General features: G+C 72.1%; 15 protein-coding genes. 11 read left to right on the forward strand and 4 right to left on the reverse strand.

The features are described from left to right. Positions 1 to 14: 14 nt before the first annotated feature. Positions 15 to 1,796, reverse strand: a complete 1,782-nt coding sequence (locus QM708_RS11520; protein WP_415108414.1) for a glycosyltransferase family 2 protein — start codon at positions 1,794 to 1,796, stop codon at positions 15 to 17. Between the two features lie 363 nt (positions 1,797 to 2,159). Between QM708_RS11520 and QM708_RS11525 the strand changes: the two genes are divergently transcribed. The 4 genes from QM708_RS11525 to QM708_RS11540 all read left to right on the forward strand — a co-directional run bounded on the left by QM708_RS11525 (position 2,160) and on the right by QM708_RS11540 (position 5,459). Further along, the gene (locus QM708_RS11525; protein ID WP_415108417.1) at positions 2,160 to 2,945 is read left to right on the forward strand and encodes a hypothetical protein; all 786 of its coding nucleotides are present in this window, start codon (positions 2,160 to 2,162) and stop codon (positions 2,943 to 2,945) included. 11 nt (positions 2,946 to 2,956) lie between these two features. Further along, the gene (locus QM708_RS11530) at positions 2,957 to 3,880 is read left to right on the forward strand and encodes a hypothetical protein (protein ID WP_415108420.1); all 924 of its coding nucleotides are present in this window, start codon (positions 2,957 to 2,959) and stop codon (positions 3,878 to 3,880) included. Between the two features lies 1 nt (position 3,881). Then, complete coding sequence (locus QM708_RS11535; RefSeq protein WP_415108423.1) at positions 3,882 to 4,472, forward strand: acyltransferase; 591 nt, start codon at positions 3,882 to 3,884, stop codon at positions 4,470 to 4,472. Positions 4,473 to 4,625: 153 nt separating this feature from the next. Then, on the forward strand, positions 4,626 to 5,459 hold the full coding sequence (locus QM708_RS11540) for a Bax inhibitor-1/YccA family membrane protein (protein ID WP_415108426.1): 834 nt from the start codon (positions 4,626 to 4,628) through the stop codon (positions 5,457 to 5,459). 106 nt (positions 5,460 to 5,565) lie between these two features. On the opposite strand, the gene QM708_RS11545 is transcribed toward QM708_RS11540, so the two are convergent. Further along, entirely contained in the window at positions 5,566 to 6,279 is a 714-nt protein-coding gene (locus QM708_RS11545) for an NUDIX hydrolase (RefSeq protein ID WP_415108429.1), read from the reverse strand. 59 nt (positions 6,280 to 6,338) lie between these two features. On the opposite strand from QM708_RS11545, the gene QM708_RS11550 reads away from it, so the two are divergent. Next, on the forward strand, positions 6,339 to 7,244 hold the full coding sequence (locus QM708_RS11550; protein WP_415108432.1) for a neutral zinc metallopeptidase: 906 nt from the start codon (positions 6,339 to 6,341) through the stop codon (positions 7,242 to 7,244). Between the two features lie 23 nt (positions 7,245 to 7,267). Here QM708_RS11550 and QM708_RS11555 read toward each other — a convergent pair whose 3' ends face one another. Together QM708_RS11555 and QM708_RS11560 are read right to left on the reverse strand one after the other, a co-directional pair. Beyond that, entirely contained in the window at positions 7,268 to 8,251 is a 984-nt protein-coding gene (locus tag QM708_RS11555) for a hypothetical protein (protein ID WP_415108435.1), read from the reverse strand. 10 nt (positions 8,252 to 8,261) lie between these two features. After that, positions 8,262 to 10,283 (reverse strand): S9 family peptidase, encoded by a 2,022-nt coding sequence (locus QM708_RS11560; protein ID WP_415108438.1) that lies wholly within the window; start codon positions 10,281 to 10,283, stop codon positions 8,262 to 8,264. Positions 10,284 to 10,453: 170 nt separating this feature from the next. Between QM708_RS11560 and QM708_RS11565 the strand changes: the two genes are divergently transcribed. From QM708_RS11565 to QM708_RS11590, 6 genes are read left to right on the forward strand one after another with little or no spacing between them, the layout of a single operon-like run. Continuing rightward, a complete protein-coding gene (locus QM708_RS11565) occupies positions 10,454 to 11,521 on the forward strand; it encodes an iron-siderophore ABC transporter substrate-binding protein (RefSeq protein WP_415108441.1) in 1,068 nt (355 codons plus the stop codon). Then, positions 11,518 to 15,927 carry a hypothetical protein gene (locus QM708_RS11570; protein WP_415108444.1) on the forward strand — a complete coding sequence of 1,470 codons (4,410 nt, stop codon included), beginning with the start codon at positions 11,518 to 11,520 and terminating at the stop codon, positions 15,925 to 15,927. The genes QM708_RS11565 and QM708_RS11570 overlap by 4 nt, the downstream gene beginning before the upstream one ends. A gap of 32 nt (positions 15,928 to 15,959) precedes the next feature. Next, positions 15,960 to 16,832, forward strand: a complete 873-nt coding sequence (locus QM708_RS11575) for a hypothetical protein (RefSeq protein ID WP_415108447.1) — start codon at positions 15,960 to 15,962, stop codon at positions 16,830 to 16,832. After that, entirely contained in the window at positions 16,829 to 17,887 is a 1,059-nt protein-coding gene (locus tag QM708_RS11580) for a FecCD family ABC transporter permease (RefSeq protein WP_415108450.1), read from the forward strand. The genes QM708_RS11575 and QM708_RS11580 overlap by 4 nt, the downstream gene beginning before the upstream one ends. After that, positions 17,884 to 18,975 carry a FecCD family ABC transporter permease gene (locus QM708_RS11585; RefSeq protein ID WP_415108453.1) on the forward strand — a complete coding sequence of 364 codons (1,092 nt, stop codon included), beginning with the start codon at positions 17,884 to 17,886 and terminating at the stop codon, positions 18,973 to 18,975. Before QM708_RS11580 ends, QM708_RS11585 begins: the two co-directional genes overlap by 4 nt. Next, positions 18,972 to 19,787: an ABC transporter ATP-binding protein gene (locus QM708_RS11590; RefSeq protein WP_415108456.1), complete on the forward strand. Its 816-nt coding sequence runs from the start codon at positions 18,972 to 18,974 to the stop codon at positions 19,785 to 19,787. The genes QM708_RS11585 and QM708_RS11590 overlap by 4 nt, the downstream gene beginning before the upstream one ends. Positions 19,788 to 19,825 lie beyond the last annotated feature (38 nt).

The following is a 19,825-nucleotide window of genomic DNA, read 5'->3' on the forward strand; positions in this document are numbered from 1 at the left end:
GTCGCCGATCAGGATCAGGCGTCGCCCGCGGCGTCCTGGTCGGCGACACGACTGGAACTGTCCCGCTCCCATGCCCCCGACGACGCGCGGGCCGACCGCCGCGACCACATCGCGAAGGCCGCATAAACGGCCGCGTCGAAGGCGCTCACCGGTCCTGAGACCGTGCGCAGCAGATCCCTCACGGTGCTGCCGGCCGACGAGACGCCGAGCTCGGCCCCGCCGCGCTTCTGCCGCCGGAGGATGTTCATCAGGTTGCTGCTCGTCCGCGGAACCCGGACCACGACCGCGTCGGTCTGGATGATCCGCTTCTCGTCGGAGGAGAACTGCTGGTCGACGAAGAGGTCGTCGCCGGTCACTTTGGGAAAGGCGCCGAAGCGCTCACGGCCTTGGCGTGACAGCGCGTAGGCGCCCGCCCCCCACAGCGCGACCTCGCCGCGCTGCATCCGGCCGCGGGCGCGGTAGTAGGTGCGCACGGGCCAGGTGGTCCCGGACAGATCCCATCGGTAGGGCGGACGGCCGGCCAGCGGATCGCCGGAGGCGAGCGCGTCCAGGATGTCGAGCACGGCCGCCGGACTGATCTCGATGTCCGCGTCGAGGTAGAGCCGGGGCCACTGCGTGGCCACGGCTTCGGCGGCGTTGATCGCGCCGGGCTTGGACGCCTCGGGTGTGTCGATCACCTGCACGCCCTCGAACGAGGAAGCGATCGCGACCGTGTCGTCGGTGCAGGCGTTGGCCGCCACCACGACCTCGATGCCCGGTGCGCCGAGCAGCGGGCCCAGCGAGCGCAGCGTCCGGCCGATCACCGCGGCCTCGTTGTGCGCCGGGATCACGATCGACCCCCGGGCGGCGGCGATGCGCGCGGGGGAGGCCTCGCGGGTGGCATGCGGCAGGTTCGGCCAGCCGCGGCGGTCGGCCACCAGGCGCGCGACCCGGCGCTGGCGCGGCCGGACCGCGCGGATGCCCTCGTGCACGACCGTGACCGCGTAGAACATCGCGGTCGGGAGCGGGGCGTGGTACTTGGCGAAATAGCGCACCCGGTTCACGGCGCGCAGGGCGTCCAGCTCGGGGGCCGACCCGGAGCCGCCCTGGGCGTGCCGGACGACGGCGGTCGGCTCGTACCAGACGGCGTAGCCGAGGTCGCGGGCCCGCCGGAAGAAGTCGGTCTCTTCGGAGTAGAGGAAGAAGCGCTCATCCCACGGCCCGATGCGGTGCGCGGCCTCGGCGTCGATGAGCAGGGCCGCCCCGGTCGCCCACTCGATCTGGTGCGCCGTCTGGTACGGCTCGGGGTCGTGGATGTTCTCGGTCCAGGCCGTCAGCCGGTGCGGAACCCGCCGCCCGAGTGCGGCATCGCCCATCGCCCGGGTGAGCGACGGCTCCCGCCGCAGGGACGGGTAGCGGTGGCCGTCGGCGTCCTCGATGCGCGGAACGACCACGCCGGCGTCCGACTCCTCCAACCGCGCCAGCAGTGCCCGGATGCAGCCGGGGACGACCTCGAGGTCGGGGTTCAGGATCAGCACCGCCCGGGTCGGGCCCATGGCGCGCAGTCCCGCGTTGATGCCGCCGGCGTAGCCGATATTGCCGCCCGACTCGACGGCCACCACGTCGGGGTGCCGCCGGACGGCGTCGAGAGTGCCGTCGGCCGAGGCGTTGTCGGCGATCACCACCCGAATCCTCAGCTGCTCGGCCTCGTGTCGCAGCGACGACAGCAGAGAATCGATCTCGGCGTGGTTGTTGTAGGTGACAACGATGACGCTCACGTCCGCCGTCGAGGCGTCGGTCACGAAGCTAGTAGGCACGGGGTGTCCTCCGTCGGCCGTGCTGATCACGGTCACAGTCGGTTGGTCGCTTGATCGTGCCCGGTCGTGCACGTTGATGCAAACCGCGTCTCATGTTCTGCCCATCACCAAGCATGCGTTTACGTGATGTGTGTCGTCGCTATACCCTCGTTCTCGTACAGGAGCTTGGGGGGAGGCTACTCGGTGCAACGATCTGGCGTGCGTGCGGGAAGCGCGCAGGGGTGTTATCTATTCATTGCGAGTTCGGGCGGGCATATCGACGAACTCCTACGACTTGAGGAACAGATCGATACCGGCGATACGCCGGTGTTGTGGATGACCGCCGAGTCGGCGCAAACCCGTTCCCGTCTGCAAGGACGTGACGTGGAGTTCGTCGCCCATATCGGTCCTCGTCATTTGGGGCGTGCGCTGGCCGCCGTCCCCGGCGCCGTGCGTGCGCTGCGGCGGAACAAGGTTCAGCACGTGGTGACCACGGGCGCGGCCATGGCTGTTCCCTACATGCTCGCCGGTGCCCTGCTCCGGCTGCCGATCACGTTCATCGAGAGCGCGGCGCGTCAGGTGGCTCCGTCGCTGACGGGGCGCATCGCCGCGGCGCTGCCGCGCGTGCGGTTGTACTGCCAGGCCCAGCCGGTCCTGGGCCCCCGGTGGCGGCGGCTGGCCTCGGTGTTCGACGGCTACATGGCCGAGCCCCGCACGACGCCCGAGATTCGTCGCGTGGTGGTGTCGCTGGGCGGGGAGCGCTTCCCGTTCCCGCGCGCGATCGAGCGGATCCGGGCCGCCGTGCCCGAGGGCGTCGAGGTGGTCTGGCAGACCGGATCGACCCCCGCCGCCGGGCTGGAGGGGGCGCAGGACTGGTTCCCGTCCAGCGATCTGGTCGCGCTCATGCGTGAGGCGGACGTCGTCTTCGTGCATGCGGGGGTGGGGTCGGCGCTGGCCGCGCTCGACGTGGGCAAGGCGCCGGTCCTGCTCGTCCGCCGTCAGCGGTTCGGTGAGCACATCGACGACCACCAGGAGCAGATCGCACTCATGCTCGTGCAGCGCGGCCTCGCCGTCGCTCCGTCGCTGGAGAGCTTCTCCTGGGCGGACGCGGAGGCGGCGGCCTCGCGTGAGATCAAGAAGGTCGCAGCGGTCGAGCGGATCACTTTGTGATCGGTGGCGACATGGCGGTCACCGACATCACCGGTGAGCGCGAACGGGGGAGCGCCCGCGCCTCGGCGGGCCGGTTGGCGGCCCTCGTCGTGGTGGCGCTGGCCGGCGCTGCGCTGCCGCTGGCCGCGGGGCTGCTGTTCGCCACCGAGCCGGCCCACGAGTGGACGCGCGCCGTCCAGGTCGCGGTCGGCGGGTGGGAGCACGGGGGCTGGCGGATCCTGCGCGGAGGCCTGAAGTGGCTCTCGCCGCCGGTGGTGGCCGTGGGCGTCCTCGCGATGCTGGTGGCCCTGGTCCGCGGCGGACGCCGCAGAACGGCTTACGCCGCCGCGGTCGTCGCCGCAGGAGCCTTCGTGACCGTCGAGGCGATCAAGCTGGGGTACCTGGCGTTCCCGGCCTACCGGATCGACCAGACCCGGGAGATGTCGGGCCATGTGGCGATGGCGTCCTCGGCGTTCGTCGCGATCGTGCTGGCGGTGAGCCCACGGCGCCGACCGCTGGGCACAGCGGTGGCCGGGGTTCTGCTGGTGGGCATGTGCGTGGGCATCCTCGCCTCCCGCTGGCACGATGCCGCCGACATCGTGATCGCGATGACGGTGACGATCGCCTGGGTGCTGGTCGCGCGCGCCTGCGTCGCGGTGATCTCGCCGGTGATGCCCGCCTCGGTCGGCTCGCGCGGGGCGACTGCGCTGCTGCTCGTGGCGCTCGCCTCGGCGGGGATCGCGGCGCTGCTGCTGACGAACGGCGGCCTCGTTCCGGGCTTCGCGCCCGAGCGTGCGCTCGCGGCGGCCACGCTCGCCTCGGTGGCTTCCGCGCTGGTGCTTGGGTACGCCACGCTGGGCTTGGCGTCCGCGGTCGACGCGTGGGAGAGTGCGAGCCATACCGCGGGTCGGCCGGATGCGACCCGTCCCCACCCCAACCATGAAATGGAGCACTGAGATGGCACGCATCGCAGCCAGCGCAGATGTCGATGACCGCGCAACCCTCGGCGACAACGTCGTCGTCTGGCACCTGGCGCAGATCCGCGAGGACGCCGTCGTCGGCGCCGGCTGCACGCTGGGCCGCGGTTCCTACGTCGGCCCCGGCGTCCAGATGGGTGCCAACTGCAAGCTGCAGAACTATGCCCTCGTGTACGAGCCCGCGGTCCTCGAGGACGGCGTGTTCGTCGGTCCGGCGGCCGTGCTGACCAACGATCTCTTCCCGCGCGCGGTGAATCCCGACGGGTCGCTGAAGTCGGGCGAGGACTGGGAGTGCGTCGGCGTGACGCTGCGCGAAGGCTGCTCGATCGGCGCCCGCGCCGTGTGCATCGCCCCGGTGACGGTCGGCCGCTGGGCGACCGTGGCGGCCGGATCGGTCGTCAACAAGGACGTGCCCGACTTCGCGCTGGTGGCGGGCGTTCCTGCACGCCGCCTCAAGTGGGTCGGCCGCGCCGGCTTCCCGCTCGTCGACGAGGGCGAGGGCCACTGGCGCTGCCCCGAGACCGGCGAGACCTACACCGAGGCGGACGGCGTCCTCACCCTGGACGCCTGAGGTGTGTCCGGTCGCGCCGGATCGGTCCGGCGCGACCCCGCCTCGGTGGTGGCGCGGGGCATCCCCGCGGCGTGCTCGGCGAGGAATAGCCCGACCGGCTGGGAGCGTTGCCTATAGTGGACGGTGAGTCCACCGAGAAAGGCGAGACCTTCCATGCAGAGCACCAACCCCGTCTTCACGCGGAGCCAGAACTTTACCCAGCCCGCGCCGCAGGGTTACCCCACGTCGGGTTACGGCCAGCAGCCCTACGGCCAGCCGGGCTACGGTCCCGAGCCGTGGGCGCAGCCCGCGCCACAGCAGACCGCGCCCGAAGGCGTGATGACGATCGACGATGTCATCACCAAGACCGCGGTCACCATGGGCGTGCTCGTCCTCACGGCGGCGATCACCTTCATGTTCATCCCGCAGGCGCTGCTGTACCCGGCGCTGATCGTCAGCGGCATCGTCGGCTTCGTCACGGTGCTGATGGTGTCGTTGCGCCGCAAGATCAACCCGGCGTTCGTGCTGGCCTACTCCGCGATCGAGGGCGTTTTCATCGGCGCGTTCAGCCTGCTGTTCGCGATGATGTTCGACCCGAGCATCGTGATCCAGGCGGTGCTGGCCACCTTCGTCGCCGCCGGCGCCACCTTGGCCGCCTACAAGGTGCTCCGGGTCCGGGTCACCAACCAGTTCCGCCGGATCGTCACCATGGCGACCTTCGCGTTCGCGGGCCTCGTCCTGGTCAACCTCGTGCTGTCGCTGTTCGGCATCAACCTGGGTGTGCGCACCGTGGGCGGCGGCTTCAACGCGATGGCGATCCTGATCTCGCTGGTCGCCGTCGTGCTGGCCGTGGCCAACCTGATCATGGACTTCGACTACATCGAGCAGGGCGTCCGCAACCGCCTGCCGGCCTCCGAGTCGTGGCGCGGCGCCTTCGGCCTGACCGTCACGATGGTCTGGCTCTACACCGAACTGCTGCGCATCCTGTCGTACTTCCGGTCGAACTAGTCGACCGGAGCAGGAGCTCAGCCGGTCGAACTGACCTGATCCGAACCAACAGAGTCCCCGTCCGGGTTTCCGGGCGGGGACTCTGCGTTGTCGGAGGTGGGTAAGGTCAGGCGCTCGCCCGGCGGGGGACGGTGCGCAGCAGTGAGGAGGCGTGCTTGCCGAGCAGGGCGCGGGAGCCGTTGATCCAGGCGACCTCGTTCATCGCGTCCGCTGACACCCAGCGGCAGCTCGCGGTGGTGCCGCCCCGGTCGTGGACGACGGGGTCGCCCGGGTCTTCGCAGCGGGCGGCATAGATCAGCCGGACGGCGTGAAAGTCTTCCACGACGCCGGTGGGGGAGTGCCCGATCCAGTGGTCGGACTGGACGTCGAGGAAGCGGGTCACCTCGGCCACCTGGCCGGTCTCCTCGAAGACCTCACGCTGCACGGTGGTGGACGGGTTCTCGCCGGGGTCGATGCCGCCGCCGGGCAGGCCCCACATGCCGGGCACGGCCGTCCGGTCGGAAAACTCGGTGGCGAGCAAGCCGCGGTCGGAGACGACGAGCGCGTAGGCGGCCAGCCGCTGCCGCACCACCGGTTCGCCCACGTCCAGGCCGGGCCGCAGGCTGTTGCGGACGCGCTGCGGGCCGCGGGGCACGATGCGGCGTCCGTGCCGGGTGATCAGCAAGGTGACGACGAGGTCTTCGAGGGTGCCGGACGCCGACAAGGGCCGCAGCACCCGGTATCCGGCCTCCCACGCCACCTGGTAGGGATCCTCGCCGTGGCCGAGCGTGAAGGAGAGCGCCGGGGCGCCGCCCGGAATCTCAACCCCCACAATCTCCATCTGTCCAGTCTAGTCCGACTATCCTCGTAGCCCACGGGGCGCGGCGACTGGAGGCCATCATGCAGTTCAACCCGAACGCTTCACTCGATCCTTCGCAAATGGGCGGCGGTGGTGGTGGACGCCGCGGCGGCACCATCGCGGTCGGCGGCGGGGCGAGCATCGTCGTGCTGATCCTCGCGGTGATCTTCGGCTTCAATCCCGCCGAGCTGCTGGCGGCGTCCGACCCGTACCATGCCGAGACCCGGGCGGGGAGTCAACCCGGTGGTCTCGCGCAGTCGGACACCCGGTTCGCCGGCTGTCGCACCGGCGCCGACATCGCCCAGAACCCCGACTGCCGCTGGGTGGCGTACACGAACTCGATCCAGGCCTATTGGGGGCAGGTGCTGTCGGGCTATCGGCCGGCCAAGACGGTGGTCTTCTCCGGCGCGGTGAGCACCGGCTGCGGGCAGGCGTCCTCCGACCTGGGGCCGTTCTACTGCCCGGCCGATGAGACGGTCTACTTCGACGACAGCTTCTTCGAGCTGATGCTGCCCCGGATGGGCGCCAAGGGCGGGCTGGCCGCCGAGGCCTATGTCGTCGCCCACGAGTACGGCCATCACATCCAGAATCTGACCGGGATGATGGCCAAGGTGCAGTCGGCGGGCAACCAGTCCGGCCCGGATTCGCCGCAGGTGCGCCTGGAACTGCAGGCCGACTGCTACGCCGGCACCTGGATCGCGTACGCGGCCAATGACCCGAACGGGATCATCAAAGAGGTGAACCGGTCCGACCTCTACACCGCTCTGGACGCCGCCCAGGCGGTCGGCGACGATCACATCCAGAAGACCCAGACCGGCCGGATCCGGCCCGAGTCGTGGACGCACGGCTCGTCGGAGCAGCGCCGTTATTGGCTCAACCGCGGCTTCTCCACCGGCGACCCCAACCAGTGCACCACCTTCGCCGCCGACGCTCTCACCCGGCGCTGAGGGGCGCCTGCCGCGAGCGAACCTCAGCGGCGGACGCCGTTGAGGGTGGTGACGAAGCTGCGCTCGCCGACGGTGAAGTACATCAGCGGGGTGCCGGTGCCCGCGCGGTCCTCGACGACGCAGGTCCACGGCGTGTCCAGGGTGAACGCGCCGTCCTCACGGAGTTCCTGCAGCACCGACCACACCACCGCCGGCTGCACGCGTCCGGGATCGAACCGGCGCAGTGTCTCTGACGCGGTGCGGGGCGTCGCGATCACCGGCGTCCGCGCCATCCGCTGGCGGCGCTGGAAGGAGCCGCCGGCGTCCGGCACCGAATCGAGGTAGACGCCGGTGGCCGACCCGAAACCCATCGAGGACGCGCCCACGCGCGGGCCGACGACGTCCCGGTAGCCCTCGGTGAGCCCCCACTCGCTGGTGAAGTCGAGGGTGGGCAGCAGCGTGCCGTCGGGCTGGAAGAACACCGGCCGCGACTCGGGATTGGTCGACACCGACATCGAGACCAGGCCGGCCGAATAGTCGACGATCTGCAGCGACTGGCCCTGCCGGGAGCCCGACACCGACTCGGCGAGCCGGAACAGCGCCCCCAGGTCGTGAAAAGAGAAGTCGGCCGGATCGAACGCGCGCTGGGCGACGTAGGTGACGTCGGAGGGGATCTGCTGGATCCGGCCGCCGCGCCACGCCCAGGCCTGGGCGGCACCGTTCTTCACCACGACCACGGAGGCGTCGGTGGCAGTGACGGTGACCATGAGCACGTCGCTGCCGCCGGCGGCCTCGACCAGGCGGGCGACCAGTTCCTCGGCGGTGCCGGGGACGGTCAGGTCGAGTTGGCCGGGCGTGGGGGTGGCGGACGCGCTGGCCGCACCGCCGGACGGTACCGGGGTCGCGGTCGCCGAACCCTCGGAGGCGGGCGCGTCCGGCGACGCCGGCGGCGTGGATCCGGCCGGCGAGCACGCCGCCGCGACCATCGCCACCAGCGCGACCAAGGCGGCGCGCGCGGGGGTTCTCACCTGGGCGAGACTACCCGCCGGCCCCCGCGCCGCCTACCGGAAGGTGCCGCGCCCACCACTGGAGAATGGCCTCGAAGCGCTGCCGCCGGTGCCACGGCGTGCCCGAGCGGGACAGTTCGTGCGTCTCGCCGGGAAACACCAGCAGTTCGGTCGGCACTCCGGACGCCTTGAGTTCGGCGTAATAGCGCAGGCCCTGCGCGATCGGACAGCGCAGATCGTCCTCGGAATGCACCACCAGGGTGGGTGTGCGTACCTGACCGGCGACCAGCATGGGGGACTGCCGGTCCTGGCTGGCCCGGTCGCGGCCGTTGTAGGCGGGCATGAAGAACCAGCCGATGTCGGAGGAGCCCAGGAACGAGGCCGGGTCGAGGAAACCGCGCTCGACGATCGCGCCCGCGAACCGGTGATGGTGGGCGATGATCCACGCGGTCAGGTAGCCGCCGTAGCTGCCGCCCTGGATGCCGACGCGGCCGGCGTCCAGACCCTCGACGGTGGCCAGTGCGTGGTCGAGGAAGGCGAGGACGTCGGCGGTGTCCAGGGTGCCGAAGTCACCGGTGATCGCGGCGCCGTGCGCCTGCCCGTAGGAGGCCGACCCGCGCGGATTGCAGGCCACCACCGCGTATCCGGCCGCGGTGTAGGTCTGGAACTCGTCGAAGAACTCGGGCCCGTAGTGGGAGTACGGGCCGCCGTGGATCGCGAGCAGCACCGGATGCGGGCCGTCGCCCTGCGGCACCCATACCCAACCGTGCACCGGGTAGCCGTCCGGCGCGGTGGCGGTGAGTTCGGACGCCGGCACGATCGTCGTCTGGTCCCGGAGCGCGGCGCCGAAATCGGTCAGGGTGCGGGCCGCCCCGTCCGCGATCAGCGCGACCTCGCCCGCGGAGTCGGCCGGCAGCACCGAGGCGACGACAGCGCCGGTCCCGGGCACGGACGCGACGGCGAGCGCCGCCGGGGTGCCGGCATGCACGGTGCGGACCGCGCCGGCGGTGTCCACCCGAAGCACCTCGGCGCCGCCGCGGTGGGCGCGCACGGCGAGCACGGCGTCCTCGCCCGCGATGGCGAGTGGGCCGGTCAGCTCGACGGTCTCGGGGTCGGTGAGCCGGACCGGGGCGCCGTCGCGCACCACGTAGAGCGCGTCGTTGGTGGCGACGAACTGCAGGCCGTCGGTGCCCAGGTCCTCGCCGAGCGCGAACAGGGTGCCGTCGCCGGAGTAGCACGCCGAGGAGAACGACACCCGCGCGTCGGCGAGCGCGACCGCCCTCTCGCCGGTGGTGAGATCGACGCGGTGCAGGGCGCTGCGCAGATGGTCGTCGGCATCGTCACCGCGGCGCGAGGTGACCACGATCTGGCCGCCGTCGGGGGTGAAGACGGGCTGGCCGACATCCCACGGCCCGTCGGTGAGCTGCCGCGCCGGCGGCACCTTCCAGGCGGACGCCGCGGCGATACCGCTCGTGGCGGTGCCGGTGGCCCGCGCGGCGCGCCCGATCGGTTTGATGGGCGGCTCGTCCCACGGGTCGGGGGCGGCGACGATGAACAACTGCTTGGCCCGGTCACGGGACCAGCCCAGGCCGTTGGCCTGGAACTGGTTGCCGGTGATCCGCCGGGCATCCTCCTGCCCGGCGCCGACTCCCTCCCAGGTGCCGTAGCGGCCGTCCTCGGGCACGCGCGCGACGAACGCGAGGGTGCGGGAGTCGGGGGACCAGCAGAACTCGCTCACGCCCAGCTTCGCGTCACTCGCCTGCGCGGCCTCGCCGCCCTCGGCGGGGGCGACGAACAGCTGCGCGCGGGCGTCCGGCTCGCGGCGCAGGAACGCGACCAGGCGACCGTCGGGGCTGATCCGGGGCGCGGAGTCGGCGAATCCGCGGGTCAGCCGGCGGGGTGTGCCGCCGGCGATCGGGACCCGCCACAGCTGCGAGGTGTAGTCGTCGGCCTCGAAACTGGCCCGGGACGCCGCGACGAGCGCGAAGGCTCCCTCGGGATGGACGGTCGGTGCCCCCACGGTGACCAACAGGGGCAGGTGTTCGGGACGCATGAACGCACTGTAATCCGTGCGCGTGCCGCCAGGCGCGGCGGCGACGTGGCCGGGGATGCCGGGCCGTGGCGAGGGCCATCGAGGAATCCCGCATGGCGAGCGCGGGGTCACCACTTAAAATTAGGTAAGGGTAAACTTATCTAAGTCTGCGTGCGAAAGGGAGCTGCTGAATGAAGCCACGGGTGTTGCTGAGGGCGATCGGGGCGTTCGCGCTCACGCTCCTGCTCGGTGCCTGCGCGAACGGCGGCGTCAGCGCGCCCACCGAGTCGCCGGCGGGGGCCTACGGGGTCGCCGTCGGAGGCGAAGGGGTCGCGCAGGGAATTCCCGGCCTCGCCGACGGCACGCCGTTCCGGGTCATCGAGGACGTCAAGCACGACGCGGTGGCCGTTCCGGTCGACCCGCAGCGGGTGGTGACGCTCAGCGAGCCGACGCTGGACGGCGCGCTCGCCCTCGGCGTCCGGCCGGTCGGATCGGTCAACGGACGCGGCCAGACCACCATGCCGAACTACCTGCTCGACAAGGCCGAGGGAATCCCGGCGGTGGGCTCGGTGGCGCAGTTCAACTACGAGGCGATCGCCGCGCTCAAGCCCGACCTGATCCTCACCTACGCCTCCGGCGGCAACAATCCCGAGACGATCGAGATCATGAAGCAGATCGCGCCGGTGTACTTCGTCGGCTACGCCGGTGCGGAATGGAAGACGACCTTCCGCAACGTGGCGAACGCCCTCAACAAGGCCGGCCAGGCCGAGCAGGAGCTGGAGAAGTTCGACGCCTACGCCCAGAAGGTCAAGGACGCGCTGTACGCGGCCGGCTACGGCGAGAAAACGTTCTCGATCGTGCGCTGGCAAGGGTCGAACGCGTCGCTGATCCTGAAGGACCTTCCCCCCGGCATGGCCCTGGAGACCATCGGCCTGCGTCGCCCGCCGGCCCAGGACAAGGAAGGACGCGGCCACTCGGAGCCGATCTCGCTGGAGAACCTCGCCGACGCGGACGCCGACTACATGTTCTTCGGCACCCTGGGCGGGTCCAGCGCCAGCAACCCGGTGGCCGGAGGCACCGCCGACCTCAGCGGGGCCGAACAGGCCTACCAGGAGGCCCAGGGCGTGCCCGGTTTCCGCGAGCTCAACGCCTACCGCGACGGGCATGTGATCCTGGTCGACGGGTCGCTGTGGACCTCGACCGGCGGCCCGCTGCTGATGACCGGAATCATCGAATTCGTCGAGAAGGCGCTGCTGTGAGCGCGCGGCTGAGATCAGCGGTCGCCGCGGTGATCGCGCTGACGCTGCTGGCCGGCGGCGCGAGCGCCGCCAGCGCCGAGGACGTCGCCACGCCCAGCCCTGCGGCGTCCACCCCGGTGGCGTCCGGCGAGACGGCCACCCCCACCCCCGCTGGCCTGGAGGCGAACGAGGACGCGGACGCCCCGGCATCCGAGCCCGGGTCCGTGCCGGTGGCCGAAGATGCTGACGCAGCGTCGCCCAGCGCCGAGGCCGAGCCGGTGCGGGACTCGTCCCCGGCCGTGGTCACGCCGGCGTCTGAGACGCCCCCGGTGGCCTCGCGGCCCGCCACGGACGCCGCGCGCGTCGGCGTGCTGGCCGCGGAGCGGCTCAGCATCGCGCAGCAGCCCGAGCATGTCAGCGCCGCCCAGGGCGGCAACGTCCGGCTCTCGGCGCTGTCGAGCGGCGGTACCGCGCCCGTGACGGTGCAATGGGAGCGCAGCACCACGCTGAGCGCGGCCGCCGAGCCCACCCGCTGGACGACCAGCGGACTGGACCGCGCGGTCACCCCGACCTTCACCTTCAACGCCGGAGCCACCCCGCACCAGGGCAACCGGTGGTACCGCGCCGTGTTCACCGATGCGGACGGCACCACCGCCACCACCAGGGCGGTCAAGCTCACCATCCTTCCTGCGCCGACCATGACCCGGCAGCCGGCCGGTCAGACGGTACGCGCCGGCCAGAGCGCCACCTTCCGCGCCGCCGCGTCCAGCGAGGGCCCGATGAACGTGCGCTGGCAGTCCACCAAGACGGCGCTGCCCAACGGCGATCCCGACGGCGCGACCTGGGCCGATGTGGCCCAAGCCACCGGCGAGGAGCTGACGGTGGCCGACGTGGCCACCTCCGACCACGGCACCTTCTACCGGGCCGTCTTCAGCAATGCCGCCGGGTCGGTCGAGTCGCAGCCCGCGCAATTGCAGTTGTACGAGCGGCTCGACACCAACGGACGCCTGACCGTGCGGGGGGAGTCCTACGGTCCGCCGGGCTTCGCCCCCAGCCCGTTCGCCGTGACCGCGCCGAACGCCGTCGTCAAGGGCCGCGCGATCGTGATCGAGGGCGAGGGCTACCTGCACACCGACGGCCGCACCGGCTCGGTGGTCAACGTCATGGTCGACGCCGGCTACTCCGGCGATCCGAATACGCTGAACAGCACCCGCACCATCATCAACCCCGCCACCGGCGAGGAGTTCGCCGACCCCCGCTCGCACGGCATGGTGCAGGCGGGCGCCGACGGGCGCTGGCGGTTGGAGATCCCGTGGCCGGACGCGAGCAATACCGACCGGGACGCCGCCTTCTTCGCCCAGAACTGGGGCGAGGGAAGCCAGCACTTCGTCCGGATCCTCAGCGGATCGCAGCTGACCGGCGACTACCAGCGCGGCATCTCGGTGCGGTTCACGGTGGTCGGCTCGGCGACCGAACCGGCGTCCGCGCCCCAGATGACCGCGCAGCCCGCGGACGCGTCCGTGACCGCCGGCGACACCGCAACCTTCACCGCCGCGGCGTCCGGACGGCCGGCGCCGTCGGTGCAGTGGGAATCCCGGACCCCCGCGGGAGCCTGGGCCCCGATCGCCGGTGCGACCGGCGAGACGCTGCGCCTCGACGGGGTGACCACCACCTCGTCCGGCACCCAGTACCGCGCCGTCTTCACCAACTCGGCCGGCTCGGTGACCAGCGCGCACGCGACCCTCACCGTCGCCGCCAGCGGCATCGGGGTCGCCACGCATCCGGCCGATCAGAGCGCCGAGGCCGGCGAGCGGGCGCGCTTCACCGCCATCGCGACCGGCTCGGAGATCTCGACCCAATGGGAGCGCAGCCGTGACGGGGTGACCTGGGAGGCGATCCGCGGGGCGCTGGGCCCGATCTACGTGATCGAGCCGGTGCTCGCCGACGACGCCGACTGGACCTACCGGGCGCGCTTCACCAACCCGGGCAACGCCGAGGGCGTCCTTACCCAGGCCGCCTCGCTCACCGTCACCCCGCGCGAGAACGTCCGCGAATACTGCGGGCTCTCCTACGGCCCGAGCGGGTACGAGGGGGAGCGGTTCTGCTTCTCCGGTCCCGAGAAGGTCATGCCCGGCCAGGACATCGTGATCCGGGGGACCGGCGGCTATCTCGCCACCGACGGCGCGACCGGGTCGGTGGTGAACTTCTTCCTCGACGCGCTCTACTCCGGCGATCCCCGCACGATCTACGTCAAGCAGCCGGTGGCGCATCCGGTCACCGGCAGCCCGGTGGACGACCGCCGCACCCACGCGATGGTGCAGGCCTCCGGCGACGGCACCTGGACGGCGACCATCCCGTGGCCGTCGGTCGGCGCCGTGTCGCCCGCCCAGGACGGGATCGCCGACTTCACCCAGGCCGACCTGGACCGACGGTTCGCCCCGGGCACCACGCATGCGGTGCGGATGCTGTCGGGCTCGCTGCTGAACACGCCCCCCGATATCCAGCGCGGCGCCACCTGGTACTTCACCGTCGTCGGTGACCTGAACGATCAGGTCCCGGTGGCCGAGCCGATCTACCCGCACGAGACCCTCACCGCCACATCGGCGGGTGACCGGGCGGTCGCCTGGGTGCCCAGCACCGCCGACTCGGGGCTGCCCGTGCCGCTGACCGGGACGGGCTGGCTGACCAAGGACCACGCGGCCGGCTCGGTCGTCGAGATCCGGCTGACCAACGAGAACGGCGGCCACTACCGGCGTGCGGGTACCGCGGAGGATCCGCACGCGGACCCCGATGACCCCACGGTGTGGCAGCGCGTCCACGTGCGGTCCACCGGGGTGCTCGACACCCGGATCGACCTGCCCGCCTCGGTGACGGCGGGCTCCTACCTGGCCGTGCAACTGCGCAGCGAGGACGACGGCACGCCGCGTGGCGATGTCGCGCGCGAGTGGACCTCGAAGCCGCTCACCGTCGACGGGACGCCCTGGACCGCTCCGGTCACCGAGGGCTGCACCGCGGCGCCCGGCGAGGCGGTGTACCAGTTGGCCCCCGGGATGGCGGTGCCCGCGGCGAACGTGGGCGGGACCATCCGGCTCACCGGCCAGAAGTGGTGCAATACCGTGACCGGCCGCGGCTCCTACATCGCGATCAAGATCAACGACGGCGCCTTCTCGCACAAGGGCAGCGCCTCGGCGAAGGTCTTCAACGCCGAACTCGGCCGGGAGACCGGCCTGTGCGCCGCGGACGCCTGCACGACCAACAAGACGATCTGGTACGTGATCGAGGCGCGCGACGACGGCAGCTTCGATGTGAACATCCCGCTGCCGGACCGCACCAACACCACCCCGGCCTTCCGCGAGGGCTCCTACACGCTGCGCATCATGACGGCCACGCTGGCGGGCGACCCCTACTACGGCGGCGTCCGCGAGGCCTCGCGCACCATGCAGTCGCCGGAGTTCACCGTCGTCGCCGAAGGGGTCGGGCTCGACAACGTGAAGCCCGGCAAGCCGACGCTGCCGCCCGATCCGCTGCACGCCACCGACGACCTCACCGGCGCGGTGAGCGGAGGCGTCCAGGTCGATCAGCGCAGCGACCGCTGGATCGTCACCGTGCCGGGCGCCCAGCCCGGGGACTGGGTGTACGCCAACGTGTACGAGGGCGCCTCGCCCCGGTTCCCCTGGGGCGCGGAGTGGTTCGAGGTGGCGGCCGATCGCACGATCGCGCTGCCGCTGGCGGGCGTGACGCTGCCGGTGGGGGTCAACAAGCTCTCGGTGCAGGACCGGGCCGGCCGGATCCTCGGCTGGACGACGGTGCGGGTCGCCGAGCCGGCGCCGATCCGGGACGCACCGCCGGTGCCGTTGCCCATCCCGCGCCCGTCCGCCGGGGTGACCGCACAGCTGAAGTCGGTCACCTCGCAGCCCAAGCCGACGATCGTCCCGGCGGCCCCGGTCGCGACGTACGCCGACCTCACCGAGGCCAATCTCGGTGGCGCCACCGGCGTCGAGGCGGACGGGAAGGTCGTCGTCACGCTCCCGGGCATCGAGGGCGGCCGCTGGGTGTTCCTCTACCTCTACACCGAGACCGGCGCGGTGCGCGCCGTCGACTGGGTGCAGGTCGGCACCGACCACACCGTCACCGTCGAGACCGGGGTCCTGCCCGACGGCAGCCACAAGCTGGCCTTCGTGGACGAGGCGGCGCAACTGGTCGGCTGGGTCACCGTGAACGGCCCGCGGCCGCTCGCCCTGGCGGCACCCGCGGCACAGGCCGCAGCGGCCGGACTGCCGGCCCTCGCACCTGCCGCGGCCGGCGCCGACCCGACCATGACGCTGGTCCTGATCGGGCTCGGCCTGCTCGTGCTCGCCGGATCGGCCACCGGCGTGATCCTGCTGCGCACTCCCGCTCCCACCCCCGCCTCCCGGCGCGCGAACTGATGGAAACCGACACCGTGAAGGACCGAGAAGAGATGACGACGACCAAGACACCACGGACGCCTGTGCGCGTCGCGACGCGGATCGCCGCCGCCTTGCTGCTGACCGCGGGGTTCCTCCTCCCCGGCGCGGTGGCCGTGGCCCTGCCACCGGACGGCGCCGGCCCGGACACGAAGGGCACGAAGTCGCGGGTGTGGCCCGCCCAGGTCAAGGTGGGCGACCGGCTCAACTTCGAGGTGTCCGGCTACCCGGCCAACGAGGTCGTCTATATCAAGATCGACGACGGGCTCGCCTGCTCCGACACCTCGCACGGCGCCTGCGTGTACGCCACGCAGAAGCTCGACCGCAACGGCCGCGCCACCGGCTCGATCGTGGTGCCCCAGCTCGCACCCGGCAAGCACTGGCTGCGCATGCTCGCCACCGGCGACGTCTTCGACGCCAAGACAGGTGAGAAGCTCGGCTACGACGGCTACACCCGCCGCGGTGGCAACGACTTCACCGTCGTCGCGGGCGGCGCCGCGACCGGCGGCGGCAGCACGGGGGCAGGCGCCGGCACTCAGGCCGGTGGCGGCACGACCGCTCAGCAGGGCGGAGCCGGCACGACCTCGAACGGCACCGTCGCCGGCGGCTCGGTGTCGCTCGGCGAACCCAGCCAGGACGGCGGCGCCGGCCAACAGACCGCGACGGCCGCGCCCGTGGCGACGACCGAAACTCCCGATGCCGTGGCGGTGAGCTCCACCGACGGGGCGGGGACGAACGGGGTGCAGCCCGAAGCCGCCTCGTCGTCGGTGCCTGTCGTCGGGATCGCCGTGCTCGGCGGCTCGGTCGTCCTCGGCGGCGGCGCGCTGGCGTGGGCACTGGTGCACCGGCGCAGAATGGCCGCGGCCGCATCGGGCGAGCAGGCGTGAGCGTCCGCTCCGAGGATCGGCAGGTCGTCGGGGCGCGCGCGCAGCCGCAGGTCAACCGGCCGGGTGCGGTCAAGGCGGGCGCGGTGCTGGCCGCCGTCGCGCTGCTGGCGGTGACCGTGCTGCTGTCGCTGTCGCTGGGATCGAAGGACATCCCTCTGGGTGACACCTGGCGCCTGCTGCTCGCGCCCGACGGCTCCACCTCCTCGACGGTGCTGCACGATCTGCGGATGCCGCGGACGCTGCTCGGCCTGGTCGTGGGTGCCGCGCTCGGCGTGGCCGGCGGGCTGATGCAGTCGCTGACCCGCAACCCGCTCGCCGACCCCGGCATCCTGGGCGTCAACGCCGGGGCGTCCGTCGCGGTGGTGCTGGCGGTCGCGCTGACCGGGGTGAGCGGGATCGGCTTCTACCTGTGGTTCGCCTTCGCGGGCGCCGCGACGGCGTCGGTGGCCGTCTACGCGCTCGGATCCGCGCACCGGCACGCGGCCACCCCGGTGCGGCTGGCGCTGGCCGGCGTCGCGATCAGCGCGGCCCTGCAAGCGCTCACCACCACGATCATCCTGGCCGATCAGGCCGCCTACAACGAGTTCCGCTTCTGGGTGGCCGGCTCCCTGGAGGGGCGGCTCTACCCGGTCATCGGCATGATCGTCCCGTTCGTGCTGGCCGGCTTGGCGATCGCCGTCCTGCTCGCCCCGGCGCTGAACGCCCTCGCCCTCGGCGAGGACACCGGCCGCGCCCTCGGCGTCCGGGTGCGCTCCACCCGTGGGCTGACCATGGCCGCGATCACGCTGCTGTGCGGCGCTGCGACGGCCGCGGTGGGGCCGATCTCGTTCGTCGGCCTCGCGGTGCCGTTCGTCGCCCGGCTCATCGTCGGATCCGACCAGCGCTGGGTGGTCGCCTTCTGCGCGCTGCTCGGCCCCAGCTGGCTGCTGCTCGCCGACGTGCTCGCCCGGGTGATCACCCGGCCCCAAGAGGTGCAGGTCGGCATCATCGCCGCCCTGATCGGCGCGCCGGTGTTCGTGCTCATCGTCCGGCGCAGGAGGATCGCCGCGCTATGACCGCTCCCACCACCGACCGGCACCAAGCCCGCGCGGACGCCGTGCGGCGCGCGCTGCACAGCCGGCATGCCACCCTCGGCGCCGGCGCGGTGCGCTTCCGGTTCGAGCGGCGCGGCGCCGTCGTCGCGGTGCTGCTGCTGGCCGTCGCCGTGGTGACCGGTATCGCCGGCATCCTGATCGGCGATTACGGCATCACCCTGGACCAGACCTTCGCCGCGCTCGCCGGGGGCGGCGACGACCCGCTGGCGCGCTATTTCGTCACCGCCGTGCGGCTGCCCCGCGCCGTCGGGGCGCTCCTGGTCGGGGCGGCGCTAGGGATGTCCGGCGCCATCTTCCAGACCCTGTCGGGCAACCCGCTGGGCAGCCCCGACATCATCGGCTTCACCACCGGGGCGGCCACCGGCGCGCTGGTGCAGATCGTCCTGTTCGGCGGCGACACGCTGGCGATCGCCCTCGGCGCCGTCCTCGGCGGCCTGGTCACCGCGGCGCTGGTCTACGGCCTGGCCTGGCAGCGCGGGGTGGCCGGGTTCCGGCTGGTGCTGGTCGGCATCGGCGTGAGCGCGGTGCTCGGGGCGGTCAACTCGCTGCTGGTGGTGCGGGCCTCGCTGGAGTCGGCCCAGACCGCCTCCCAGTGGCTGGCCGGTTCGCTGAACGCCACGCTGTGGCCCGAGGTGGCGGCCGTCGGGATCGCGCTGGCGGTGCTGGCGCCGGTCGCCGCCTGGCAGTTCCGCCCGCTGGCCCAACTGCCGCTGGGGGACGCCACCGCGACCGGTCTGGGCGTGCGCGTCGAGCGCTCGCGGGCGATCCTGATCCTGGTCGGGGTCGCACTGATGGCCGTCGCCACCGCCGCCACCGGCCCGATCGCCTTCGTGGCGCTCGCCGCCCCCCACCTCGTCCGCCGGCTCACCCGGACCCCCGGCGTCCCGCTGGCCGGTTCGGCGCTGATGGGCGGCGTCCTCGTGCTCGTCTCCGACCTGATCGCGCGCCGGCTGTTCGCGCCCACCGAACTGGCGGTGGGCGTGATCACCGGGTCGATCGGCGGCCTCTACCTGGTGTGGCTGCTCGCCATCGAAAGGAAGCGTCTATGACCGCCACCTCCACCGTCACCCCCACCACGGCGCGGCTGGCCGGGCAGGAGTTGCGCGTCGGCTACGGACGCGACGGCGAGATCCTGCACGGTGTCGACGTGCTCATCCCCGAGGGGGAGCTCACCGTCATCGTGGGCCCGAACGCCTGCGGCAAGTCGACCCTGCTGAAGACGCTCGCCCGCATGCTCGCGCCGCGCTCGGGCAGCGTGCTGCTCGACGGCCAGCCGATCCAGAGCTACCCGCCGAAGGCCGCCGCGCGCACGCTGGGACTGTTGCCGCAGGGGCCGACCGCTCCGGACGGCATCACCGTGTCCGATCTGGTGGCGCGGGGCCGCTACCCGCACCAGACCCTGCTGCGGCAGTGGTCGCCGGCCGACGAGCAGGCCGTCGTGGACGCCCTTATCGACGCCAACGTCGACGATCTCGCCGCCCGCAACGTGGACGAGCTGTCCGGTGGCCAGCGGCAGCGGGTCTGGATCGCGATGGCGCTGGCGCAGCAGACGCCGATCCTGCTGCTGGACGAACCGACGACCTACCTGGACATCTCGCACCAGGTGGAGGTGCTGGGCCTGACCCGCCGCCTGCAACGCGCTGGGCGCACCGTGGTGCTGGTGCTCCACGAACTGCACCTCGCCTTCCGCTACGCCACGAATCTGATCGTGATGCACGAGGGTCAGATCGTGGCGCACGGGCGCCCCGAGGACGTCGTCACGGCCGAGCTGATCGAGCGGGTCTACGACCTGCCGTGCCGGGTCATTCCGGACCCGGTGACCGGGCGTCCGCTCGTCCTTCCCCTCGATCTGGACGCCTGAGAATTAGGCAAGGTTATGCTAACCTTTCTCAGGGCGAA

The sequence above is a fragment of the Propioniciclava sp. genome, assembly GCF_047602245.1.
Taxonomy (GTDB): domain Bacteria; phylum Actinomycetota; class Actinomycetes; order Propionibacteriales; family Propionibacteriaceae; genus Propioniciclava.